This is a genomic window from Vibrio sp. Y58_MX_L22 (assembly GCF_024181865.1).
GTDB classification, from domain to species: Bacteria; Pseudomonadota; Gammaproteobacteria; order Enterobacterales; family Vibrionaceae; genus Vibrio; species Vibrio alginolyticus.
In genome coordinates, this window is record NZ_JAMZAN010000004.1 from 103,508 (window position 1) to 124,465 (window position 20,958).

Genomic DNA, 20,958 nt, shown 5'->3' on the forward strand with positions numbered 1-20,958 from the left:
CAGGAGCATAAACATGTTTAAGAACCTTTTTGCTAACCTGCAAAAAGTTGGTAAGGCTCTGATGCTTCCAGTATCAGTTTTACCAGTTGCAGGTATTTTATTAGGTGTGGGTGCTGCCCATCTAAGCTTTATTCCAGAGATCGTTTCTAATCTTATGGAACAAGCTGGTGGTTCAGTATTCGGCCAAATGGCACTTCTATTTGCAGTAGGTGTAGCTCTAGGCTTCACTAACAACGACGGTGTTGCAGGTCTTGCAGCTATCGTTGGTTACGGCATCATGACGGCAACGCTAGGTGTAATGGCGGGCGTTATGGGTGTTGAGAAAATCGATACAGGTGTACTAGGTGGTATCCTTGTCGGTGGTGTGGCTGCTTGGGCATTCAACCGTTTCTTCAAAATCCAACTTCCAGAGTACCTTGGCTTCTTCGCTGGTAAGCGCGCAGTGCCAATCATCACTGGTTTTGCTGCGATCATCCTAGGTGTTATCCTTTCTGTTATCTGGCCACCAATTGGCGGTGCAATTTCTGCATTCTCTGATTGGGCTGCACACCAAAACCCACAGCTAGCATTCGGTATCTACGGTGTTGTTGAGCGTTCTCTAATCCCATTCGGTCTACACCACGTATGGAACGTACCGTTCTTCTTCGAAGCAGGTTCTTGTGTTAACGCTGCCGGTGAAGCTCAAAATGGTGTGCTAACTTGTTACCTAGTTGCTGATGAAGCATCTCGTGCTGCTGGTAATGGCTTCGGTCAGCTAGCGGGTGGTTACATGTTCAAGATGTTCGGTCTACCAGCTGCAGCAATCGCAATTGCTCATTGTGCTAAACCAGAAAACCGTGCAAAAGTAATGGGTATCATGGCGTCAGCTGCACTGACTTCATTCCTAACTGGTATTACTGAGCCAATCGAATTCTCATTCCTATTCGTTGCTCCACTACTATACGGTATCCACGCTCTACTAGCTGGTTCTGCATACATCGTTTCGAACACTCTAGGCTTTGTACACGGTACTTCTTTCTCTCACGGTCTGATCGACTTCCTAGTTCTATCTGGTAACGCTCAGAAGATGGTGCTAATGATTGCCGTTGGTCTAGTTTACGCAGTAATTTACTACGTAGTGTTCCGTGGTGTAATCACAGCGCTTGACCTAAAAACACCTGGCCGTGAAGATGAAACGGAAAGTGCAGCTGTAACTTCTGGCTCTGATATGGGCGGTGAACTGGTTGCAGCGTTTGGCGGTAAAGCTAACATTACTGGTCTAGATGCATGTATCACACGTCTACGTGTAGCAGTTGCAGATACAGCAGCTGTTGACCAAGACAAGCTAAAACAACTAGGCGCTGCTGGTGTTGTAGTTGTAGCTGGTGGTGTACAGGCTATCTTCGGTACTAAGTCTGATAACCTAAAAACTGAAATGGATGAGTGGATTCGTAACCACGGTTAATCGCAGTCATTCATAGTAATGCATAAAAGGAGGCTTCGGCCTCCTTTTTTAGTTCCTATTTTATTAACTGACAGTTCCTTTTTAGTGTGATCCTAAACTCATCTTTACTTTTGTCAGCTTTTTCATACATCGAGCTTACCCATCGTTGACATATTGATATGCCATTATGTTTGAATAGCGAATAATGTTTTTTTGAATAATTGATAACGTGTATGAAGAACAAATTCATTTTAGTTTTGGGACTAGTTTCTAGTACAGCAATGGCGGCAAGCGAACCAACGAATCTATCAGTTGGTATGGCTGTCGATCAACAATTAAGTGTTGTTGTAGAGTTAGATAACAAATATCGTGGCATTATCGGAAACGATGGTATGGCGTTTGATTACATCGCTAAGCGTGGAACATTCGATCAAAACATGCCTGTGACTTGGTATGTCGGCGTTGGTGGCTGGTATGAATGGGATGACGAGTTTGGTGTGAGAGTACCACTTGGTGTGAACTGGGATTTATCACGCGGCTGGGACCTTTATGGTCAAATACACCCAGAGCTAGATCTTTACAAAGGTGCTGACTTGCAACTTGGCGGCGCCGTTGGCATCAAGTACAGTTTCTAGAATTGAACTAATGTATGTATAAAAAAACGCCGGTAACTACCGGCGTTTTTTATGTGGAACTTAACGTTCTATTGTTTATCCATGGCTCGCTTGATGCAAACGGCAGCGCCGCCCCAAGTGATACCTAAACCAATAACCATCATAATAATTGCGCTGATTGTCATTTTGCTGTCTCCTTGCGGTTCACTGCGTTGATCACTAGACCAAAGATAAAGAGTGCGGCGATAAGTGCCCAGCCTAAAGTTAGATCATAGCCACCGTAGCCTTCAGTAATTAGGGCGTATAGCTTGGTCGCTAAGATAATGGCGAGCATGATTGGTGTAACGAAGCGTAAGCAGATCTCGAACCATTGACCAACAGAGAAATCAGAGCGCTCGTTAACGTAATTACGTACTTCTGGCACGCGCTTCAATAGCCACGCCATCAAGACAATCTCAACCAGACCACCAACCATGATGCCAACGTTGTTTGCAAAGTGGTCTACTAGATCGAGTAGCAGCAGACCGCCATTGGTAGCAAACGCCATAGAGACAACGAAGCCAATACCAATCACAACATTTGCAGCTTTTTTACGGCTCCACTTCAGCTTGTCGATAATGGCTGAAGTTACGGCTTCCATAATTGAAATATGCGAACTTAGACCAGCAACCACCAGTGCAAAGAAGAACAGTGGACCAAGAATATATGGGGCAGGTAGTAGGTTAATTGCCGCAGGTAAAGTAACAAAAGCCAAGCCAACGCCTGCAGATACCACCTCTGTTAACGGCTTACCTTGCTCTTGAGCCATGTAACCCAATACTGAGAAGATCATGATGCCGGCTAGGATCGAGAAGCCACAGTTGATCAACACGGTCATAAACGCGTTATTCGTTATGTCTGACTTTTCTGGTAGGTAGCTAGAGTAAGCTAGCATGATGGCGAAGCCGATACTTAGCGTAAAGAAGATCTGACCATATGCCGCTGCCCATACTTTCACATCCCAAATTTTGCTGAAATCGGGTTCGAACATGTAGTTCACGCCATCTAGAGCTCCTGGCAAGAAAATCATACGTCCGATTAAGAAAATCACCATCAAGAATAGGATTGGCATCATAATTTTAGATGCTCGTTCAATTCCTGATTTCACGCCTTTGGCAATAGCGGTGTAAGTAATTGCCCAAGCAATCACCATGGATAAAGCAATCTTCCATTGAATACTGCCTAAGTCTGTTGGTGAGTTGTCACCTAGCTTTAGGTATTCACTAAAGAAAAATGCGTTGGTATCGGTTCCCCAACCTTGAGTGAACGACAACCCAAAGTAAGAAATCGACCAACCGATAACAGCCACATAGTAAACGGCAATAACTGCAGCCACACCAACTTGGAACCAGCCAAGCCATTCAAATTTAGAATGAATTTTCGCTAGTGTTTTTGGTGCTGAGCCTCGGTATTTTTGTCCCATACTGAACTCAAGGATCATAAATGGAATACCGGCAGTGATCATGGCAAAAATGTAAGGAATAAAAAATGCGCCGCCACCGTTTTCATAGGCCATGTATGGGAAACGCCAAATGTTTCCCAAACCGATAGCAGACCCAACTGCTGCTAAGATGAATCCCGCCCGGGATCCCCATTGTTCTCGCTTCATATTTGACTCCTATAAGACTCCCTGAGGAATGAAGCTCTCTACGTAACACAGTAATAATTGCGCAAACAGTTGGAAGAAAGGACCGCTGTTATCCATCAGCTTTTCTATCCTTAATTCTAACTTCTTATAATTTTATAGAGCTATATTCTGGCTACTGTAAGAGAAAGTAGATTATTAATCTTAAAATTTTGATGTGTGTTTGATAAAACTGAAATATTTATCTGTTTTCACTGATCAGACTAACTTCTAATAATACTTAGCGCAATAGAATCTAAATGTTAATTCAGATGCGTTGTCTGGTTTTAATCTTGTTAAATTTGAGTTTGATTGTGGTTTTGTGTGGGTGGGTGGTTGTTTGTATGGAATAAATGACTGGGATCCAATAATTGCTTTGGTGTTTAAGACTATTTTGATTAATTAGGGCGTACGGCTATCTTTTGTGCACCTATCTAGATGATGCTTCGTTACTTTGCCAAACAATGGTGTTTAGACGATATCCTTTATCGTCTCTGTGCAGGACTCGTTCAGCGTTCTTTGTGACGAGTCCTACAAAGGAGCATGCATAAGATTAGAAGCGGAAACTAAAACCGACATTTGATTGGAATTGGTTCATCCAATCAGTATCGAACTTAATGATACAGTTTGAGCCGTCATTAGGTAGAGTACAGGCGCCAGATGTATCGTTATCAACGACCGTTCCTAACCATCTCAGTTGGGCTGTTAATGCAAAGTTCTTTGAAAATTCATATTCCAGCCCTGCAAAAGCGCTAGCCGAAAATCCGTATTTTTTGTCTACCCAATCCACATCGGCGTAAGAAGCGCCCAAACCTACACCGATATAGGTTTGCCAATTTTCTGCGACAGGATAGTACATGCTGCTTTGGAAGTGCAGATAATGGATATCTGCCGAGTTGGACAGCTTTTCAAGTTCCGTCGATTGATTGGAGTAAAACAATCCGATCCTTCCTTTTTCTAAGGGAGTCTCGACTGAAAGAGCGTAATTCACTGCGGGGTCGAGATTGTATGTATTACCACTTGCATCCTCTACTTGGCCGCCTCCTGTATAGCCTATGTATGGTGTAACGATGATATTCGCTTGTGCATTGATAGCAGTACTCATCATCATGATTCCTACTAGCCAGCTGAGTTTTTGGTTCATGCCCTATCTCCTTATTATGACTAAGCTAATTGTGATGGGTTAGTCAAAATTGCGCGACTAAATTAAGCAAATCTTGAACATATTTCACACCGGTGTTATTAATTTGTTACATATTAAGGAGGTGTTTATGGAACACGATCTAAAATCCGCATTAATCATTGTGGTGACTGTTTTTGCAGTGCTTTTGTCATTTGGCATCATTGCTATTACAACAGCTTAAGATAACCACTTTTACCAAACGATTTAACAAAATGGCGTGAGCCTATGATACGTAACAGCGGTATAATCACAGAAAGCCATGCAGAGCTTGATGTAAAAGTTTATGAGCACTTTAGGCATGGTAAAACTGCTTTAGTCACGCAAGGTGGAGGGCAGAGAGGGATTTTTACCGCTGGCGTTTTAGACGCCTTTTTACTTTCCAACTTCGATCCTTTCGATGAGTTCTATGGCACCTCTGCCGGAGCACTTAACTTATGTTCTTACTTGTGTCGTCAACATGGCATGGGCAAAGCTTTTATTACCGAGCTGACAACGTCTCCTGAATTTTTTAATCTGTTTCGCTATATCCGAAAGCAGCAGTACTTAGGTTTAGAGTGGGCATTAGAACGGATTCAAGATTTCCCATACAAGCTTGACCTTGATTTAGGTCGCAGTGCATTGGGAAAACGAGGAGCGTTTGCTGCGGTAACGAATATAGAGACGCTATCAGATCAATATCTACCAATCTTGGATGACTCGTGGTTTAACACTATGCTAGCGACATGTGCGATTCCCAAGTTGTACCACGGACCTGTCGACGTAAATGGCAATAAGTTTGTTGATGGCGGCGTGTCTGCCTCTATCCCTGTACAAGAAGCGTGGCGTCAGAATGCTCGCAACATTATTGTCATTCGCACAGAGCCGTTTTCAGAGATTGAAGCGAGAGCCCAAAGTGAAGTGGGGGATGTGCCTGTCGAATGGTATCGGGAGTCTATCAACTCAGTACAGCAATCATGGCAGCAAAAAGTGAATCAGTGGAAGCTGGATTGGGCGTCGTTCTTCCAACAAAAAATTAATGCAGCACATCAATCGAAGCTTGCAGGGAAAATGCTGTTAAATGGAGGTCGTTGGTTGTTCGGTGCCGATAACTTGTATCGTTTAAGTCATCTGATTGGTGAGAATTTTGATTCAGGTTTAGCCGACATGCTGATGATTCATTATCAAACATTTGAGCTCACTCAGGCCTTTATATCTGCTCCACCTGACGACACTTTTATTTTACAAGTTGCGCCTAAAGAGGGGCTTCGTTCTTCTTCTTTGTTAAGTGACCAAGAGTCACTAGAGCATGACTATCAACTTGGGCTTCAAGCTGGGTTTAACCTAGTTCAACTCTATGACCAGCTGGATGTTGAAATTGATGGTAGAGAGAGAGCATAAACCTTCTTACGTTCACGATGTGCGCAATATACAAAGCATATAAATAAGGCTCCATTTTCGGAGCCTTATTTGCGGGTTCTTGTGGTTAACTCCGGTTAGGTATAACGACTACGCTTGTAGAATGCGCATGCAGTTGGTTGAGCCAACAACATCCATTACATCGCCTTGAGTAATAATGACTAAATCACCTTTGTGCAAGTACCCTTGCTCTTTAAGGCTAGTAATCGCTGCTTGAGCCGTTGGTAAACCCGCATCACTTTTTGACTCGAAATATACAGGTGTCACGCCTCGGTATAATGCTGCTCGATTTAGTGTCGATTCATTCCGTGATAAGGCAAATATTGGCAAGCCAGAGCTTAAGCGAGACATCATCAACGCAGTCCTGCCGGACTCAGTTAACGAGATCATCGCTTTAATTCCTTCCATGTGATTCGCAGAGTACATGGTTGCCATTGCGATGGTTTCTTCAGCGGTTTCGAAGGTTCTATCTAAGCGATAGGTTGATAGACTTGCCTCCGACATTTTTTCTGCCCCCACACATACTTCGGCCATGGATTTGACCGTTTCTACAGGATATTTACCTGCAGCGGTCTCTCCAGAAAGCATCACCGCGTCAGTGCCGTCTAGAACCGCATTGGCCACATCCATCACTTCAGCACGCGTTGGCATTGGGCTAGTAATCATGGACTCCATCATTTGTGTCGCAGTAATCACGATACGGTTTAAACTGCGTGCGCGGCGAATCAGTTTTTTCTGGACACCTATGAGCTCAGGGTCACCGATTTCTACACCAAGGTCACCACGTGCAACCATCACTACATCGGATGCGAGAATAATGTCGTCAATAGACTCATTGGTCGCGACGGTTTCTGCTCGTTCGACTTTAGCCACTAACATGGCTTCAAGGCCTGCATCTCTGGCTAAGCGTCGAGCGTAATGCATGTCTTCGCCGTTACGCGGGAATGAAATAGCAAGGTAGTCTACTTGAATTGCTGCGGCGGTAAGAATGTCGGCTTTATCTTTCTCTGTGAGCGCATCGGCTGACAATCCGCCGCCTTTTTTGTTGATCCCTTTATTGTTGGACAGTGGACCACCGACAATCACACGGGTATGAACTTTATTACCCTCTACTTTGGTAACTTGCAGCTGAACGCGTCCATCATCGAGTAATAAAATGTCATTTGGTGAAACATCTTGCGGTAGTTCTTTATAATCTAACCCTACAGATTCTTGATTGCCTTCCCCTTTTGGTAAATCACTATCTAATGTGAATTTATCGCCCACATTCAAAATGACTTGGCCGTCTTTAAACGTTGATACACGGATTTTAGGGCCTTGTAAGTCACCAAGAATTGCAACCTGACGCCCAAGTTTTGCTGCAATGGTACGGACTTTTTTCGCACGTTGAATGTGGTCTTCACTGGTTCCATGTGAAAAATTCATACGAACAACGTTTGCACCGGCTTTGATGATCTCCTCAAGTATATTGTCCTTATCCGTTGAAGGACCCAGCGTAGTGACAATTTTTGTTCGTCTTAATTTGGAAGTCATAGATTCTCCGATGAATGTGTGTGTAAAGGTAACTTGAACTCTATCCTTACTTTACGCAGTCGCTCTCAAGGTTAGCCTCGTTGCTGAGCCCACGCCTTAAAGCTACTTGAATATAAGTATATGCACAGAATGTTTACATTAAGAGTAACCCCGGTAAAACAGACAGATATTCGACAGGCAATGGCCTTATTGATAAAAATACGCTGCTTTAAAGGCATTACTTCATAATTTAGTGAATAAAAATAAGTTATTTTTCAAACAATTTAACAGGAGTAGATTCTTCGTTATTTGATTGAATACACAAACAAACAGGTTTATACGTGATGCTTGTCACGGGGATTTATTAATTCACTTCACAATTAGTTCGCAAAGTAAAAAAATTGTCCCGTTATAGAATTTCGGAGTGCAAGATGTACATGGCTCAACCGGGCCATATTGATCATATCAAACAGGTCAATGCTGGTCGTGTATATAAACTAATTGACCTAAAAGGTCCTATTTCTCGAATTGATTTGTCCAAGCAGAGTGAGCTTGCTCCTGCTAGTATCACCAAAATCACTCGAGAATTAATTGAAGCGCACTTGATTCATGAAACGACAGTACAAGAAGCGACGAGTCGTGGTCGACCTGCTGTCGGTTTGCAGGTCAATAATGAAGGTTGGCAATTTTTGTCAATGCGTTTGGGGCGAGGTTATTTAACTATTGCTTTGCATGAGTTAGGCGGTGATGTACTGATCGATACTAAAATCGAGATACACGAGCTTGACCAAGACGATGTGCTTGAGCGCCTGCTTTACGAAATTGATGAATTCTTTCAGACTTACGCGGATCAACTTGATCGGGTTACCAGTATTGCCCTTACGCTACCTGGTCTCGTGAACTCAGAGCAAGGTGTCGTTTTGCAGATGCCTCATTACAATGTCGAAAATCTTGCTCTTGGACCAGAGATATACAAAGCAACAGGCTTGCCAGTTTTCATTGCCAATGACACGCGAGCTTGGGCATTAGCAGAAAAGCTTTTTGGTCATTCTCAAGATAATGACAACTCCGTTCTTATCTCTATCCACCACGGTTTAGGTGCGGGCATCATTCTGGATGGGCGCGTTTTGCAAGGCCGTCACGGTAACATTGGTGAACTCGGGCATATTCAAATTGACCCAAATGGAAAACGTTGTCATTGCGGCAATATTGGCTGTTTGGAAACCGTTGCCAGTTCTCAAGCAATTCGTGAAGAAGTCGTAAGACGAATCGCTGATGGCGAAGACTCTATTCTTGCTAAACAAGAAGAAATGAGTATTGAGAGCATTTGTGAAGCCGCTGCAAACGGTGATCCTTTGGCCGTCGATGTGATTGAAAAACTTGGACGCTACTTAGGCTCTGCAATTGCTATTGTGATCAACTTATTTAACCCTGAGAAAATCTTGATCGGTGGTGTGATTAACCAAGCAAAAGATGTGCTTTATCCTGCGGTTCGTCGCTGTATCGAAGAGCAGAGTTTACCTGTTTATCACCAAGATCTTGAGCTGGTGGAGTCTCGTTTCTATAAGCAAGCCACAATGCCTGGTGCCGCGTTGATTAAGCAAGCGTTGTACGATGGTCAACTATTGATGAAGGTTGTGGAAGGTTAAGTACTTTTTAACATGATGATGTACCTGGCTGTTGAGACTGCATTTGTAGGTGATTTAGGGTGAGACTTAACGGCTCACCCTTTTTGATCGCCTATTACTAGAAAGGGAATTTGAGTTATGTTGCATTGCTATATCTGCGCCATTCATGTAATTTCCTAAAAAGCTCAAGTAAATAAACAAAATGGCTTTCAATGTGCTGCGTGACTTTGCGTCTGATGCAAAGAGAAGTAATACGCTAAAACTGTTGTACTTTAAAGCTGTGCTCGAAAAGCCAAATATTTTAAGGTTATTTGGTTATATAACCTTGCTGTGTCTGTACTGATTTCGAGTAAAATAAGAATTATCCATAATTTAGGTAGTAGTATGTCCGGAGTGTTAAATACGGTTGACCAGCGTACAAACTTGGTTGGTGAAAATCGACTAGAGCTTCTGCTGTTCACTTTAAATAGTCGCCAATTATTTGCGATTAATGTGTTCAAAGTGAAAGAGGTCATCAAGCTTCCACCGTTAACCAAGCTCCCTGGATCGCACTACAATATTCGTGGGGTTGCTTCTCTACGAGGTGAAGCGGTACCAGTGATTGATTTACGAGGCGCAATTGGTTTTCCTGCTTTACGTGGTGAAGCGGAAGAAGAAAATTTGATCGTGACAGAGTACAACCGCACGGTGCAGGGCTTCTTAGTCGGTCCGGTTAAAAACATTATTAATACGGCATGGACTGAAATTCAGCCGCCTCCTTCCACGTCTGGTCGCTCGAATTACCTCACGGCTATCACGCAAATCAAAGAGGGGGATGCCTCTCAAATTGTCGAAATTATTGACGTTGAAAAAGTTTTAGCAGAGATCGTACATTACGACGTGACTATCTCGGAGGACATTCTCGATCAAGAATTGGCCCAAGCAATGGTCGGGCGTAATGTTCTGATTGTGGATGATTCCTCTACAGCTCGTAATCAAGTTCGCGATACGCTTTCTCAATTAGGTATGAATATCATCGAGTGTCGTGACGGGCTAGAAGCGTTAACGGTTTTAAAACGTTGGTGTGATGAAGGTAAAGATGTAGAAAAAGAGCTGTTGATGATGATTACGGATGCTGAAATGCCTGAAATGGATGGTTATAAACTGACCCATGAAGTGCGCCAAGATCCACGTATGTCTAAGTTGTTTATCACATTGAACACTTCTCTGAGCGGTAGTTTTAATGAAGCCATGGTACAAAAAGTAGGCTGTGATCGCTTTATATCTAAATTCCAACCGGATCTGCTGGTTGAAGTTGCTCAAGACCGATTACGCCAGATGCTTTCTAAAAGTGCATGATTAGATCTAGTGAAATCAGAGGGAGCGCACCTCTCTCTGATTTTTAACATCTCTCTCCTTAATTCCTCTGTACTAATGGAAATCCCGAGATTTACTTTGTAGATTGTTCAAGTAGTGCGTGCAATCAATCAACTTACCAGCAATAACGTGCGTGACTTCTCCCTCTCTTTCAAGAATGCCTTTCACCATTAATACTTTAGCGCCTAAATACGCTTGCTTTTGGGCTCGTGCTGTCGCTTGCCAAACGACCACATTAATGTTGCCCGTGTCATCTTCTAACGTAAAAAATGTCACGCCAGCGGCGGTGCCTGGAGATTGTCTTCCTGTTACCACACCTACCACTGTGACCAGTGACTTATGCGGTTTCTCTGTCAGTTGCCTCATGCGGGTAAAGTGAGGGAGTTTGCCCGTTTCTTCTAATAATTTAATTGGATGGCGGCTAAGAGATAGTCCCGTGCTTGCGTAATCCTCAACTAAATTTTCATATTCAGAGGGTCGAGTCTGGTAGCTAACATTGGGTTCTTCGACCTTGTGAAACAATGGTAGGTCAGATAAGGAATCCATTGCTGCCCAGCGAGCGTTATAACGATTTCCCGATAAGGCCTGAAATGCATTGGCTGAAGCCAATAATTCAATGTCACTTCGGCTTCTTAATACCTGCTTTACTTCTTGAATCGATCGGTAACCATTAAGTGGTTTGCGCTCAATAAGCCTTTGTGCGCTTTCTGCGTTAAAGCCTTTCACCAAGCGAAAACCAAGTTGCACGCCGAGCCTGCCATTCGGACGTGAGACGAGATGATGTTGATATTTTGAATGATTGACGCACACCGGCAATACTTCGACGCCATGTCGGCGAGCATCTTGTACTAATTGCGATGGGCTATAAAATCCCATTGGTTGGCTGTTCAACAATGCAGTGTAAAATTCGGCTGGGTAATAATATTTTAACCATGCAGAACAATATGCCAGCACTGCGAAAGACGCTGAATGACTTTCAGGGAAGCCGTACTCACCAAAGCCGCAAATCTGATCGAAAATGCGCTCAGCAAACGCTAAGTCATAACCTCTCTCTTGCATACCATTGATCAGTTTTGGTCTGAATTTAGCGAGATCGCCATTCTTTTTCCATGATGCCATCGCTCGACGGAGTTGATCGGCCTCGCCGCCGCTAAACCCTGCGGCTACCATGGCTAGCTTGATGACTTGCTCTTGGAAAATAGGGACGCCCATAGTCCGCTCAAGAACGCTTTTTACTTCTTCCGATGGATAACTGACAGGCTCTTTGTGATCTCGTCGTTTTAAAAAAGGATGCACCATATCACCCTGAATAGGGCCTGGACGAACAATTGCAATTTGAATCACTAAGTCGTAATAACAAGCAGGCTTTAGGCGAGGAAGCATGCTCATTTGTGCACGAGATTCAATTTGGAATACGCCTATCGTGTCAGCTTTTTGGATCATGCGGTACACGTGTGGATCATCTTGTCGGCGAGTGATCTCGGAAATCGAGAGGGATCGCTGGTGATGTTTCTCGACCAGTTGAAAGCACTTTTTGATGGCGTTTAACATGCCGAGTGCGAGCACATCGACTTTTAGTAGCTTCAAGCTTTCTAAATCGTCTTTATCCCATTGAATGATAGTGCGATCTTCCATCGAGGCATTTTCAACAGGAACCAACTCATATAAAGGGCCAGATGAAATTACAAAGCCACCTACGTGCTGAGATAAATGGCGTGGGAAGCCAATGATCTCGTTGACCAATTGGATGAACTGCTGCCCTTTGAGAGATTCTGGTTGTAAGCCCAGTTCAATAATTTGAGCTTGCCAGCCTTGGCTGCGATCTCGGCGATTAACGTTCTTAATGAAAAAATCCAATTGGGTCTCTTCAATCCCTAGTGCTTTACCGACTTCACGCACGGCACTTTTAAAGCGATAGCTGATCACTGTTGCAGCAAGTGCTGCACGCTCACGGCCATATTTTTTGTAAATATACTGGATAACTTCTTCACGGCGCTCGTGTTCAAAGTCCACATCAATATCCGGCGGTTCCTTACGTTCTTTACTGATAAATCGTTCGAATAAGACAGCGATTTGTCGAGGATCGACGGCGGTAATTTCCAGGCAATAACACACCACAGAGTTTGCAGCGGAACCTCGCCCTTGGTAAAGAATGCCTTGCTGTTTCGCGAACATTACGATGTCGTGAATAGTAAGGAAGTAGTAGTGGTATTTCAGCTCTTGAATAAGCGCCAGTTCATTCTCGATGGTTTGATTGACTTCTGCTGGCACGCCTTCAGGAAAACGCAGCCTTTTACCACGTTCGACCAACATACGTAAGTAAGAGTCGGGTGTATAACCATCTGGGATCAGCTCGGTAGGATATTCGTATTTTAAATCGGAGAGCTTAAACTCGCATAAATCGGCGATGTAAGTACTTTCTTCCAGCCATTCTGGTTTGTAAATCCGAATCAACTTTTTAAAAGGACGAAGTGCTCGCTCAGTATTCGAAATACGATCAAAACCGAGTTTATCGACGCTACACCCATGCTTTATAGCAGTAAGTACATGCTGTAATGGCAAGCGTTCAACATCATGCATGAGAACGCCTCCGCAGGCAGTTATAGGTAATTGAAATTCATGTGCTAACTGCTCGCAGTGCGCAATGTATTCAGTATCGTTGTTACTCAAATGGCGCTGAATCGCTACCCACAAACGATTAGCGTGGTGTTGATTGAGCCAGCGCCCCCAGTAGTGATCACTCTCTTGATGTGTGGGCAGCCACAATACCAAACAATGTCGAACCGACATCAAATCCCATTCGAACAGTTGATAGTTGCCTTTTTCACTGCGTCTCCTTGCGTTTGTGATGATACGACACAACTCGGCATAAGCCTTGCGACAAGGGCAAAGCAGTACGATTTGGCATTCATCATTTAACCAAAACATACTTCCAACGATTTGTTTGATATCGAGTTTATGTTGTTCGATGGTTGCATGGGCTTTGACAACGCCCGCGACTGAACATTCATCCGTTATAGCTAGAGCTTGATAGCGATAGAAAGCAGCTTGGAGTACCAGCTCTTCTGCATGAGAAGCCCCAGTCAAAAAAGAGAAGTTAGACTGACAAAATAGTTCCGCGTAACTCATAATGACCCAACAAAAATAACTGTCGATTTAACAAAAATAGCCATGAAGAAACCAGTGCTTGTGCTGATCGCGAAATATCCATAACCAGCGGCCTTGCTTGGTGTGTGCAATGTAGTAATCACGCATGATCTCATCACCATCCCACCACCCAGAAACTATTCGCTCAGGTCCGTGGACCAAAGAAACTTGCTCTTGCAATACAATGGGAGTCGGTAATTGCATTGCTGGGCGTAGTATGGATGGTATGGCGTGCCCCTTTTCATCCGGAGCATCAGCAGGGCGATACTGACTGGCCTTTTCTGGTCTAGGATCGCAAGCAATATTGGGTTTTAAAACGGCACTTTTTCCCAATTTAGCTTGCAGTAAAGAGAGCAGCTCTAAAGCATTCATGTTTCCTTTCTGCCCAGCAAAGAGATCGCGTGATGCACTAAGAGGCTCACCTTGACGGATGACTTTTAACGTTAGCCCTGTGACTGGGCCATTAAGCGAGAGTGATTCTAAGCTTAAACTCGCTAACTGTTGCCAACGCTGACATAGGTAATCACCTTGCGCAGAAGTGAGTTGAAGGTGTTGCTCTTGTTTCTCACGCTGGTGGAGTGTTAAACACAGTTCAAAAGCGACCTTATCTCTTAATTTAAGAAAGGTTTCGAGTTGACGAAGTAATTTGGCCAACGGCTTTTCAATCCACTGAACGTTTTCGATCTCAAACAAGAGCTCTAAATAAACTTGGAAGGATTCGGTAGGGTGATAAAAGTCGACAGGGTGTTTAAACTGCCCAGTCAGTCGACCAACGTAGTTCACCAAATCGATATCAAAGCGTCGTGCGATGTCTTGCAATGGCAGTTCAAGCAGGTTTTGCAATGTGGTGACACCTACACGTTGTAACTTCTCTACGGTAGCGTTTGATAAATCTGTCAGTTTTAACGGTAGTGGTGATAAAGCTTTTTGTATGGCAGATTTGTCTTCACTGATGACGTTCGCTCCTGATATTGCCATCAATTTGGCAGCAAAAGGCGAAAAACCACATCCGAATTGAAAACTCAGTTTCAGCTCCGATAAGTGAGCTCTGACTTTATTCCAATAGTTTTCAAGCCCTTCATACAGAGCGAGCATTGGAGTAGCACGCAGTAAAATACCTTGGTTTGGCATCAACACAACGTCAGATGTGATCAAATACAGCCATTGAGCAATTTCTTGTAACTTGCTCCATTCGGTGTGCGGATGATAAGGATGCACTTGTAAATCTCGACACAAGGACGCAGCACTGCCTAGGCCCATACCTGGTTTAATGCCTTGTTGTTCGGCAATCTCGTTGTATTGAAGAATCTGGCAACGTTGGCTTTCGACAATCACCACGGGTTGTTCTTGGTTATCACCAAAGAGTGCGTCTAGCTGCAGGCGAGGGAAGTGCAAGTAAATCCACAGAGACATATCACTAACCTTGGTTCGCCAGTGGGAAGTTGACCACAGTCGAGTGCACAGTTTCAGATGATGGTTTCACCAGTTGCGGGTAATGGTGTTGGAATCCGATACTAACGCTACCTCTATTCCAGCCTCCTTTCCTTTTCAGCACTTCAACATGAATCCCTTGCTCGTCGCCTTTCAGTTTTAAACTGAGTGACACAGGCAAAGACAAGCGGTTGATAGTATCTGTTTTAAGCATAAAGAGAGGGCAACTCCCTTGTTCACTTGCTACCTGTAAGCGTTTCACTTGATGTATTTCAAGCTCTTCTTGCCATAACAAAACATTACTGCATACCCCACTTTTCAGACATTGCTCTGCAGCCCAAAGAGCGTCTTTGGGGTGAGTTGGAGTAACGACCCACACTTGGTTTATATCCAACCCGATGTAGTGTAAAAACAGAGAATTCACTAGCGCAGGTGGTTGAATAAATGCGGTCACACCATTGGTCTGAGTGGCTTTTAAATAGGGAGCGAGCAAACGCAATTCACCAATACTACCAATAGATTCCATCTCCACTACGCCATGAGGTGGAAAGCCTCCGCCGAGCAAATCATCTAATTCAGAAAAACCGGAACTAGTCTGCAACTGCTGAGGATCTGCTTTCGTTAAATTTGCTTGCCAAACAAGGTGTTGGCTTTTTAAGTTCTGAATAATATCTTGCATAATAAATACCTGTATATATATACAGTATATTTCTGTGGGAGAAAGTCGCAAGATTTTTATGAAGAGAGAAATGAAAAAAGGCAGCGTTTGCTGCCTTTTCAATCGATTATGTGAGGTAACCTGAATGAGTTATTTACGCTTCGGTTGAGCGTCGATGCACTGACCGTTCACATCGGTAACCGCAGGATCCATTAAGTGCAAATATAGCGGCATGATATCCAGTGGCGTTTTGAGAGTATTCGCATCTTCACCCGGATATGCTTTTTCACGCATGCGAGTACGAGTGGCACCAGGGTTAATTGCGTTAACGCGGATCGGTGTATCACTCAGCTCGTCAGCCAAAACTTGCATCATGCCTTCTACGGCAAATTTAGAGATAGCGTATGGCCCCCAGAATGCGCGGCCAGAGTGGCCGACGGTTGAAGAGGTAAAGATAATACGCCCAGCTTCTGATTTACGCATCACAGGCAGTAGTGCTTGAGTCATTAGCACTTCGGCTTTCACGTTGATCTGCATGATATCGTCGAAGTCTTCCTCTTTGATTTGATCAAATGGACACAGCGAACTCAAGACACCTGCGTTGTGTAATAGACCATCCAAGCGACCAAACTGTCCTTCGATTGTCTCTGCCATATCAATGTAATTCTGCTGAGTTGCACCCTTGAGATCCAATGGAATGATAGCTGCTTGTGGATAGCCAGCAGCTTCAATCTCATCATAGATAGATTCAAGGTTTTGCACATTTCTACCCAAGAGAATAACAGTTGCACCGTGCTCGGCATAAGAAAGCGCGGCTTGACGGCCGATGCCATTACCAGCGCCAGTAACAAGAATGACTTTACCTTTTAGAGCATCAGCTGAAACGGAGTAGTTCACGGCGATAAATCCTTATTATTGTAAGAGGGTCCATGATAGTTAATTGACGCTAAAAAACGCCTGTTTCTCAATGGAAAATCTTGGTAATCGTGACAAGATGGTTACAATACACCAATTCATGTGTTATACCAATTCCAGAACTTTCGTTAGGTATGCTATCAATCAGAACAAGTGGTTACAAACCGCGCTGCCTTCTCGCTGATGTTTCTGCGTAACATACTAACGTCATCTGAAATGAGATAAAGGAGCTCTCGTTGGAATTTTTATTAGATTATGGTCTGTTTCTGGCCAAAATTATCACGGTGGTTGCTGCGATAATTGTTCTGCTCATTATTGCAAAATCGGCTGGTGGCAAATCGGGTGCGGCGAAAGGGGAGTTAGAGATTACCAACCTTTCAGAGCAACACAAACAATCTGTTGAGCAGTTAGAGCATCATTTGCATGACGATGCTTTCATCAAGGCTCGAGATAAAGCCGTCAAGAAAGAAGAAAAAGAGAAGAACAAATCTCGCGAGAAAGAAATCAAACAAGCGAGCAAAGACGGTTCATTAGATAGCAAGCGTGAACCACACCTATTTGTTCTTGATTTCAACGGTAGCATAGACGCAAAAGAAGTCGCGTCTCTACGTGAAGAAATCACCGCTATTTTGGCTGTCGCACGTGAAGGTGATGAAGTGTTACTTCGCTTAGAGTCTGGCGGTGGTATGGTTCATGGTTACGGCCTTGCCTCTTCTCAACTGGACCGAATCAAAGCTGCAGGTCTTCCTCTGACCATCTCTGTTGACAAAGTTGCGGCAAGTGGCGGTTACATGATGGCATGTGTAGCAGATAAGATTGTTTCTGCACCATTTGCAATTGTGGGGTCTATTGGCGTTATCGCACAAATTCCTAACTTCAACAAACTGTTGAAGAAACATGACATTGAGTACGAACAACTAACAGCGGGTGAATATAAACGCACGCTAACGATGTTCGGTGAGAATACCGATAAAGCGCGCGATAAGTTTAAGCAAGAACTTGAAGAAACACATGTCTTGTTTAAAGACTTCATCCGTGAGCGTCGTCCTAGTTTGGACCTAGACAAAGTAGCCACTGGTGAGCACTGGTTCGGTACACAAGCGAAAGAGCTTGGTTTGGTGGATGACATTAGTACATCTGATGATATCGTTGTTGCAGCATGCAAAGATAAAACTGTACTTTCTGTGCATTATGTACAAAAGAAAAAACTGGCCGACAAGCTAGCAGGTGTGGCGGGTAAAGTCGCTGATAGTGTGATTTTAAAGTTAGCTGAGCGTGGTCAAAAGCCGATTGTTTAATCGAGCTTAAGTTCATGACATTTAAAACGGCGAGGGCGGAAGCTCTCGCCGTTTTTGTTGAACTTTATGTTTATTGATGAATCCAATTACGCATTAGGTGTAATGCTTTACACGACATTTTTCCTCGCTCCAAAGACTGATTACCCGTATAATGTGCGCCTCGAAAACCGAGCAAATTGCTGAAAAGAAACTATTGGTGGAGAAGAACATGTCCTCTCAAACTCCGGTTGTAACCGTAGATGGACCTAGTGGTGCAGGTAAAGGCACTTTATGTATGTTGCTGGCGAAAAAGTTGGGTTTCCAACTCTTAGATTCTGGCGCAATTTATCGTGTACTTGCACTCGCTGCGATTCACCACGGTGTCGACACCGAGTCAGAAGATGCTCTTGTCCCACTAGCAACCCACCTAGACGTTCAATTTATCGCGGAAGGTGACTTAGTTAAGGTCATTCTAGAAGGCGAAGACGTGTCAGGGGAGCTTCGCAAAGAAGAAACAGGCATGGCAGCATCTAAAGTTGCGGCTTTGCCACGTGTTCGTGAAGCATTACTACGTCGTCAGCGTGCATTTGAGACCGCTCCGGGTCTGGTTGCTGATGGTCGTGATATGGGCACAATTGTATTCCCGAGTGCGCAAGCAAAAATCTTCCTTGATGCGAGTGCTGAAGAGCGTGCAAATCGACGCCTTAAACAGTTGCAAGAGAAAGGGTTAGATGTTAGATTTGCTGACCTTTTAAGCGAGATCCAAGAGCGTGACGACCGAGATCGTAACCGCCCAGTGGCGCCATTACGCCCTGCTGAGGATGCGCTTGTGCTAGATTCTACGTCGATGAGTATCGACGAAGTAGTAGAAAAGGCACTACAATATATCGAATCGAAGCTAGCTGAGTAATAATACTCGACTAGGCTAAGAGCGTTGGTCGCAAGGATGATGACTGGCGAATTTAATAACCCCATGCGGTAGGATACCCGTGGAAGTTTAATTTATTGAAGATTAATTAAATGACTGAATCTTTTGCTCAACTCTTTGAAGAGTTTCTAAACGAAACAGAATTCCAACAAGGCAGCATCGTTAAAGGTACTGTAGTAGCTATCGAGAACGGTTTCGTTCTTGTTGACGCTGGTCTTAAGTCTGAATCTGCTATCCCTGCTGAACAGTTCAAGAACGCTGCTGGCGAACTTGAAGTAGAAGTTGGCGCTGAAGTAGACGTAGCTCTAGACGCTGTTGAAGATGGTTTCGGTGAAACTCAACTTTCTCGTGAGAAAGCTAAGCGTCACGAAGCTTGGATCGTACTTGAGAAAGCTTACGAAGAAGCTGAAACTGTTGTTGGTATCATCAACGGTAAAGTTAAAGGCGGTTTCACTGTTGAACTAAACGGTATCCGTGCTTTCCTTCCTGGCTCTCTAGTAGACGTACGTCCAATCCGCGACACTGCTCACCTAGAAAACAAAGAGCTAGAGTTCAAAGTTATCAAACTTGACCAAAAACGTAACAACGTAGTTGTTTCACGTCGTGCAGTTATCGAATCAGAGAACAGCGTTGAGCGTGACGAGCTTCTAGAAACTCTACAAGAAGGTTCTGAAGTTAAAGGTATCGTTAAGAACCTTACTGACTACGGTGCGTTCGTTGACCTAGGTGGCGTTGACGGTCTTCTACATATCACTGATATGGCTTGGAAGCGCGTTAAGCACCCATCTGAAATCGTTAACGTTGGTGACGAGATCCAAGTTAAAGTTCTTAAGTTCGACCGTGAGCGTACTCGCGTATCACTAGGTCTTAAGCAACTAGGCGAAGATCCATGGGTAGCAATCGCTAAGCGTTACCCAGAAGGTCACAAACTAACTGGTCGCGTAACTAACCTAACTGACTACGGCTGCTTCGTTGAAATCGAAGAAGGCGTTGAAGGTCTAGTTCACGTTTCAGAAATGGATTGGACTAACAAGAACATCCACCCTTCTAAAGTTGTTAATGTTGGCGACGAAGTTGAGGTTATGGTTCTTGAAATCGACGAAGAACGTCGTCGTATCTCTCTAGGTCTGAAACAGTGTAAAGCTAACCCATGGCAGTCATTCGCTGAAGCACAAGCTAAAGGCGACAAAGTTACTGGTAAGATCAAGTCTATCACTGACTTCGGTATCTTCATCGGTCTAGAAGGCGGCATCGACGGTCTAGTTCACCTATCTGACATTTCTTGGAATGTTGCTGGCGAAGAAGCTGTACGTGAGTACAAGAAAGGCGACGAGATCTCTGCAGTTGTTCTAGCAGTAGACGCTGAGCGTGAGCGCATCTCTCTAGGCATCAAGCAAATGGAAAATGACCCATTCAATGCTTACGTTGCTGACAACAAGAAAGGTGTTCTAGTTAACGCTACTGTAACTGCTGTTGACGCTAAAGGCGCTACTGTTGAAATCGCAGAAGGCGTTGAAGGTTACATCCGTGCTTCTGAAGTATCACGCGATCGCGTAGAAGATGCTTCTCTAATCCTAAGCGCTGGTGATGTTGTTGAAGCGAAGTTCACAGGTGTAGACCGTAAGAACCGCGTAATCAACCTATCTATCAAAGCTAAAGACGAAGCTGACGAGCAAGAAGCAATGGCATCTATCAACAAGCAAGATGACAATGCATTCGGTAACGCAATGGCTGACGCTTTCAAAGCTGCTAAAGGCGAATAATATACTCGCTTAAGCAAAAAAGGAGCCGCAAGGCTCCTTTTTTATATTTGGTCATATTTAAGTAG

Annotated in this window: 17 protein-coding genes; 9 read left to right on the top strand and 8 right to left on the bottom strand. The window is 44.0% G+C overall.

What is annotated here, in order from left to right; genetic code table 11:
- The first annotated feature begins 13 nt into the window (after positions 1 to 13).
- Both ptsG and NL626_RS11020 read left to right on the top strand, forming a co-directional pair.
- The gene (ptsG, locus tag NL626_RS11015; protein ID WP_005372959.1) at positions 14 to 1,444 is read left to right on the top strand and encodes a PTS glucose transporter subunit IIBC; all 1,431 of its coding nucleotides are present in this window, start codon (positions 14 to 16) and stop codon (positions 1,442 to 1,444) included.
- Positions 1,445 to 1,656: 212 nt separating this feature from the next.
- Positions 1,657 to 2,058, top strand: a complete 402-nt coding sequence (locus NL626_RS11020; protein WP_253657344.1) for a hypothetical protein — start codon at positions 1,657 to 1,659, stop codon at positions 2,056 to 2,058.
- 68 nt (positions 2,059 to 2,126) lie between these two features.
- Here the strand turns inward: NL626_RS11020 and NL626_RS11025 are convergent, their stop codons facing one another.
- From NL626_RS11025 to NL626_RS11035, 3 genes are all read right to left on the bottom strand, one after another.
- Positions 2,127 to 2,222, bottom strand: coding sequence for a MetS family NSS transporter small subunit (locus NL626_RS11025; RefSeq protein ID WP_005372963.1), 96 nt, complete (start codon positions 2,220 to 2,222; stop codon positions 2,127 to 2,129).
- Positions 2,219 to 3,685 carry a sodium-dependent transporter gene (locus NL626_RS11030; RefSeq protein ID WP_005372966.1) on the bottom strand — a complete coding sequence of 489 codons (1,467 nt, stop codon included), beginning with the start codon at positions 3,683 to 3,685 and terminating at the stop codon, positions 2,219 to 2,221. The genes NL626_RS11025 and NL626_RS11030 overlap by 4 nt, the downstream gene beginning before the upstream one ends.
- A gap of 568 nt (positions 3,686 to 4,253) precedes the next feature.
- Positions 4,254 to 4,844 (bottom strand): outer membrane beta-barrel protein, encoded by a 591-nt coding sequence (locus NL626_RS11035; RefSeq protein WP_253657345.1) that lies wholly within the window; start codon positions 4,842 to 4,844, stop codon positions 4,254 to 4,256.
- A gap of 127 nt (positions 4,845 to 4,971) precedes the next feature.
- Between NL626_RS11035 and NL626_RS11040 the strand changes: the two genes are divergently transcribed.
- Together NL626_RS11040 and NL626_RS11045 are read left to right on the top strand one after the other, a co-directional pair.
- Positions 4,972 to 5,064: a YnhF family membrane protein gene (locus tag NL626_RS11040; protein ID WP_005372970.1), complete on the top strand. Its 93-nt coding sequence runs from the start codon at positions 4,972 to 4,974 to the stop codon at positions 5,062 to 5,064.
- 44 nt (positions 5,065 to 5,108) lie between these two features.
- A complete protein-coding gene (locus NL626_RS11045) occupies positions 5,109 to 6,260 on the top strand; it encodes a patatin family protein (RefSeq protein WP_176311090.1) in 1,152 nt (383 codons plus the stop codon).
- A gap of 108 nt (positions 6,261 to 6,368) precedes the next feature.
- Here NL626_RS11045 and pyk read toward each other — a convergent pair whose 3' ends face one another.
- Positions 6,369 to 7,811, bottom strand: coding sequence for a pyruvate kinase (gene pyk / locus NL626_RS11050; protein ID WP_253657346.1), 1,443 nt, complete (start codon positions 7,809 to 7,811; stop codon positions 6,369 to 6,371).
- Between the two features lie 410 nt (positions 7,812 to 8,221).
- On the opposite strand from pyk, the gene NL626_RS11055 reads away from it, so the two are divergent.
- Positions 8,222 to 9,439, top strand: a complete 1,218-nt coding sequence (locus tag NL626_RS11055) for an ROK family protein (RefSeq protein WP_005385828.1) — start codon at positions 8,222 to 8,224, stop codon at positions 9,437 to 9,439.
- Positions 9,440 to 9,802: 363 nt separating this feature from the next.
- Positions 9,803 to 10,756, top strand: a complete 954-nt coding sequence (locus NL626_RS11060; RefSeq protein ID WP_005372976.1) for a chemotaxis protein CheV — start codon at positions 9,803 to 9,805, stop codon at positions 10,754 to 10,756.
- A gap of 72 nt (positions 10,757 to 10,828) precedes the next feature.
- Here NL626_RS11060 and NL626_RS11065 read toward each other — a convergent pair whose 3' ends face one another.
- From NL626_RS11065 to NL626_RS11080, 4 genes are all read right to left on the bottom strand, one after another.
- Positions 10,829 to 13,903 (bottom strand): error-prone DNA polymerase, encoded by a 3,075-nt coding sequence (locus tag NL626_RS11065; protein WP_239933086.1) that lies wholly within the window; start codon positions 13,901 to 13,903, stop codon positions 10,829 to 10,831.
- Positions 13,904 to 13,930: 27 nt separating this feature from the next.
- On the bottom strand, positions 13,931 to 15,334 hold the full coding sequence (locus NL626_RS11070) for a DNA polymerase Y family protein (RefSeq protein WP_253657347.1): 1,404 nt from the start codon (positions 15,332 to 15,334) through the stop codon (positions 13,931 to 13,933).
- A 4-nt stretch (positions 15,335 to 15,338) separates the two neighbouring features.
- A complete protein-coding gene (gene imuA, locus NL626_RS11075) occupies positions 15,339 to 16,031 on the bottom strand; it encodes a translesion DNA synthesis-associated protein ImuA (RefSeq protein ID WP_017821660.1) in 693 nt (230 codons plus the stop codon).
- A gap of 129 nt (positions 16,032 to 16,160) precedes the next feature.
- A complete protein-coding gene (locus NL626_RS11080) occupies positions 16,161 to 16,907 on the bottom strand; it encodes a YciK family oxidoreductase (RefSeq protein ID WP_005372980.1) in 747 nt (248 codons plus the stop codon).
- Positions 16,908 to 17,161: 254 nt separating this feature from the next.
- On the opposite strand from NL626_RS11080, the gene sohB reads away from it, so the two are divergent.
- From sohB to rpsA, 3 genes are all read left to right on the top strand, one after another.
- Positions 17,162 to 18,223 carry a protease SohB gene (gene sohB, locus NL626_RS11085; RefSeq protein WP_005385819.1) on the top strand — a complete coding sequence of 354 codons (1,062 nt, stop codon included), beginning with the start codon at positions 17,162 to 17,164 and terminating at the stop codon, positions 18,221 to 18,223.
- Positions 18,224 to 18,431: 208 nt separating this feature from the next.
- Positions 18,432 to 19,112, top strand: a complete 681-nt coding sequence (gene cmk / locus NL626_RS11090) for a (d)CMP kinase (RefSeq protein ID WP_053306696.1) — start codon at positions 18,432 to 18,434, stop codon at positions 19,110 to 19,112.
- Between the two features lie 110 nt (positions 19,113 to 19,222).
- Complete coding sequence (gene rpsA / locus NL626_RS11095) at positions 19,223 to 20,893, top strand: 30S ribosomal protein S1 (RefSeq protein ID WP_005385817.1); 1,671 nt, start codon at positions 19,223 to 19,225, stop codon at positions 20,891 to 20,893.
- Positions 20,894 to 20,958 lie beyond the last annotated feature (65 nt).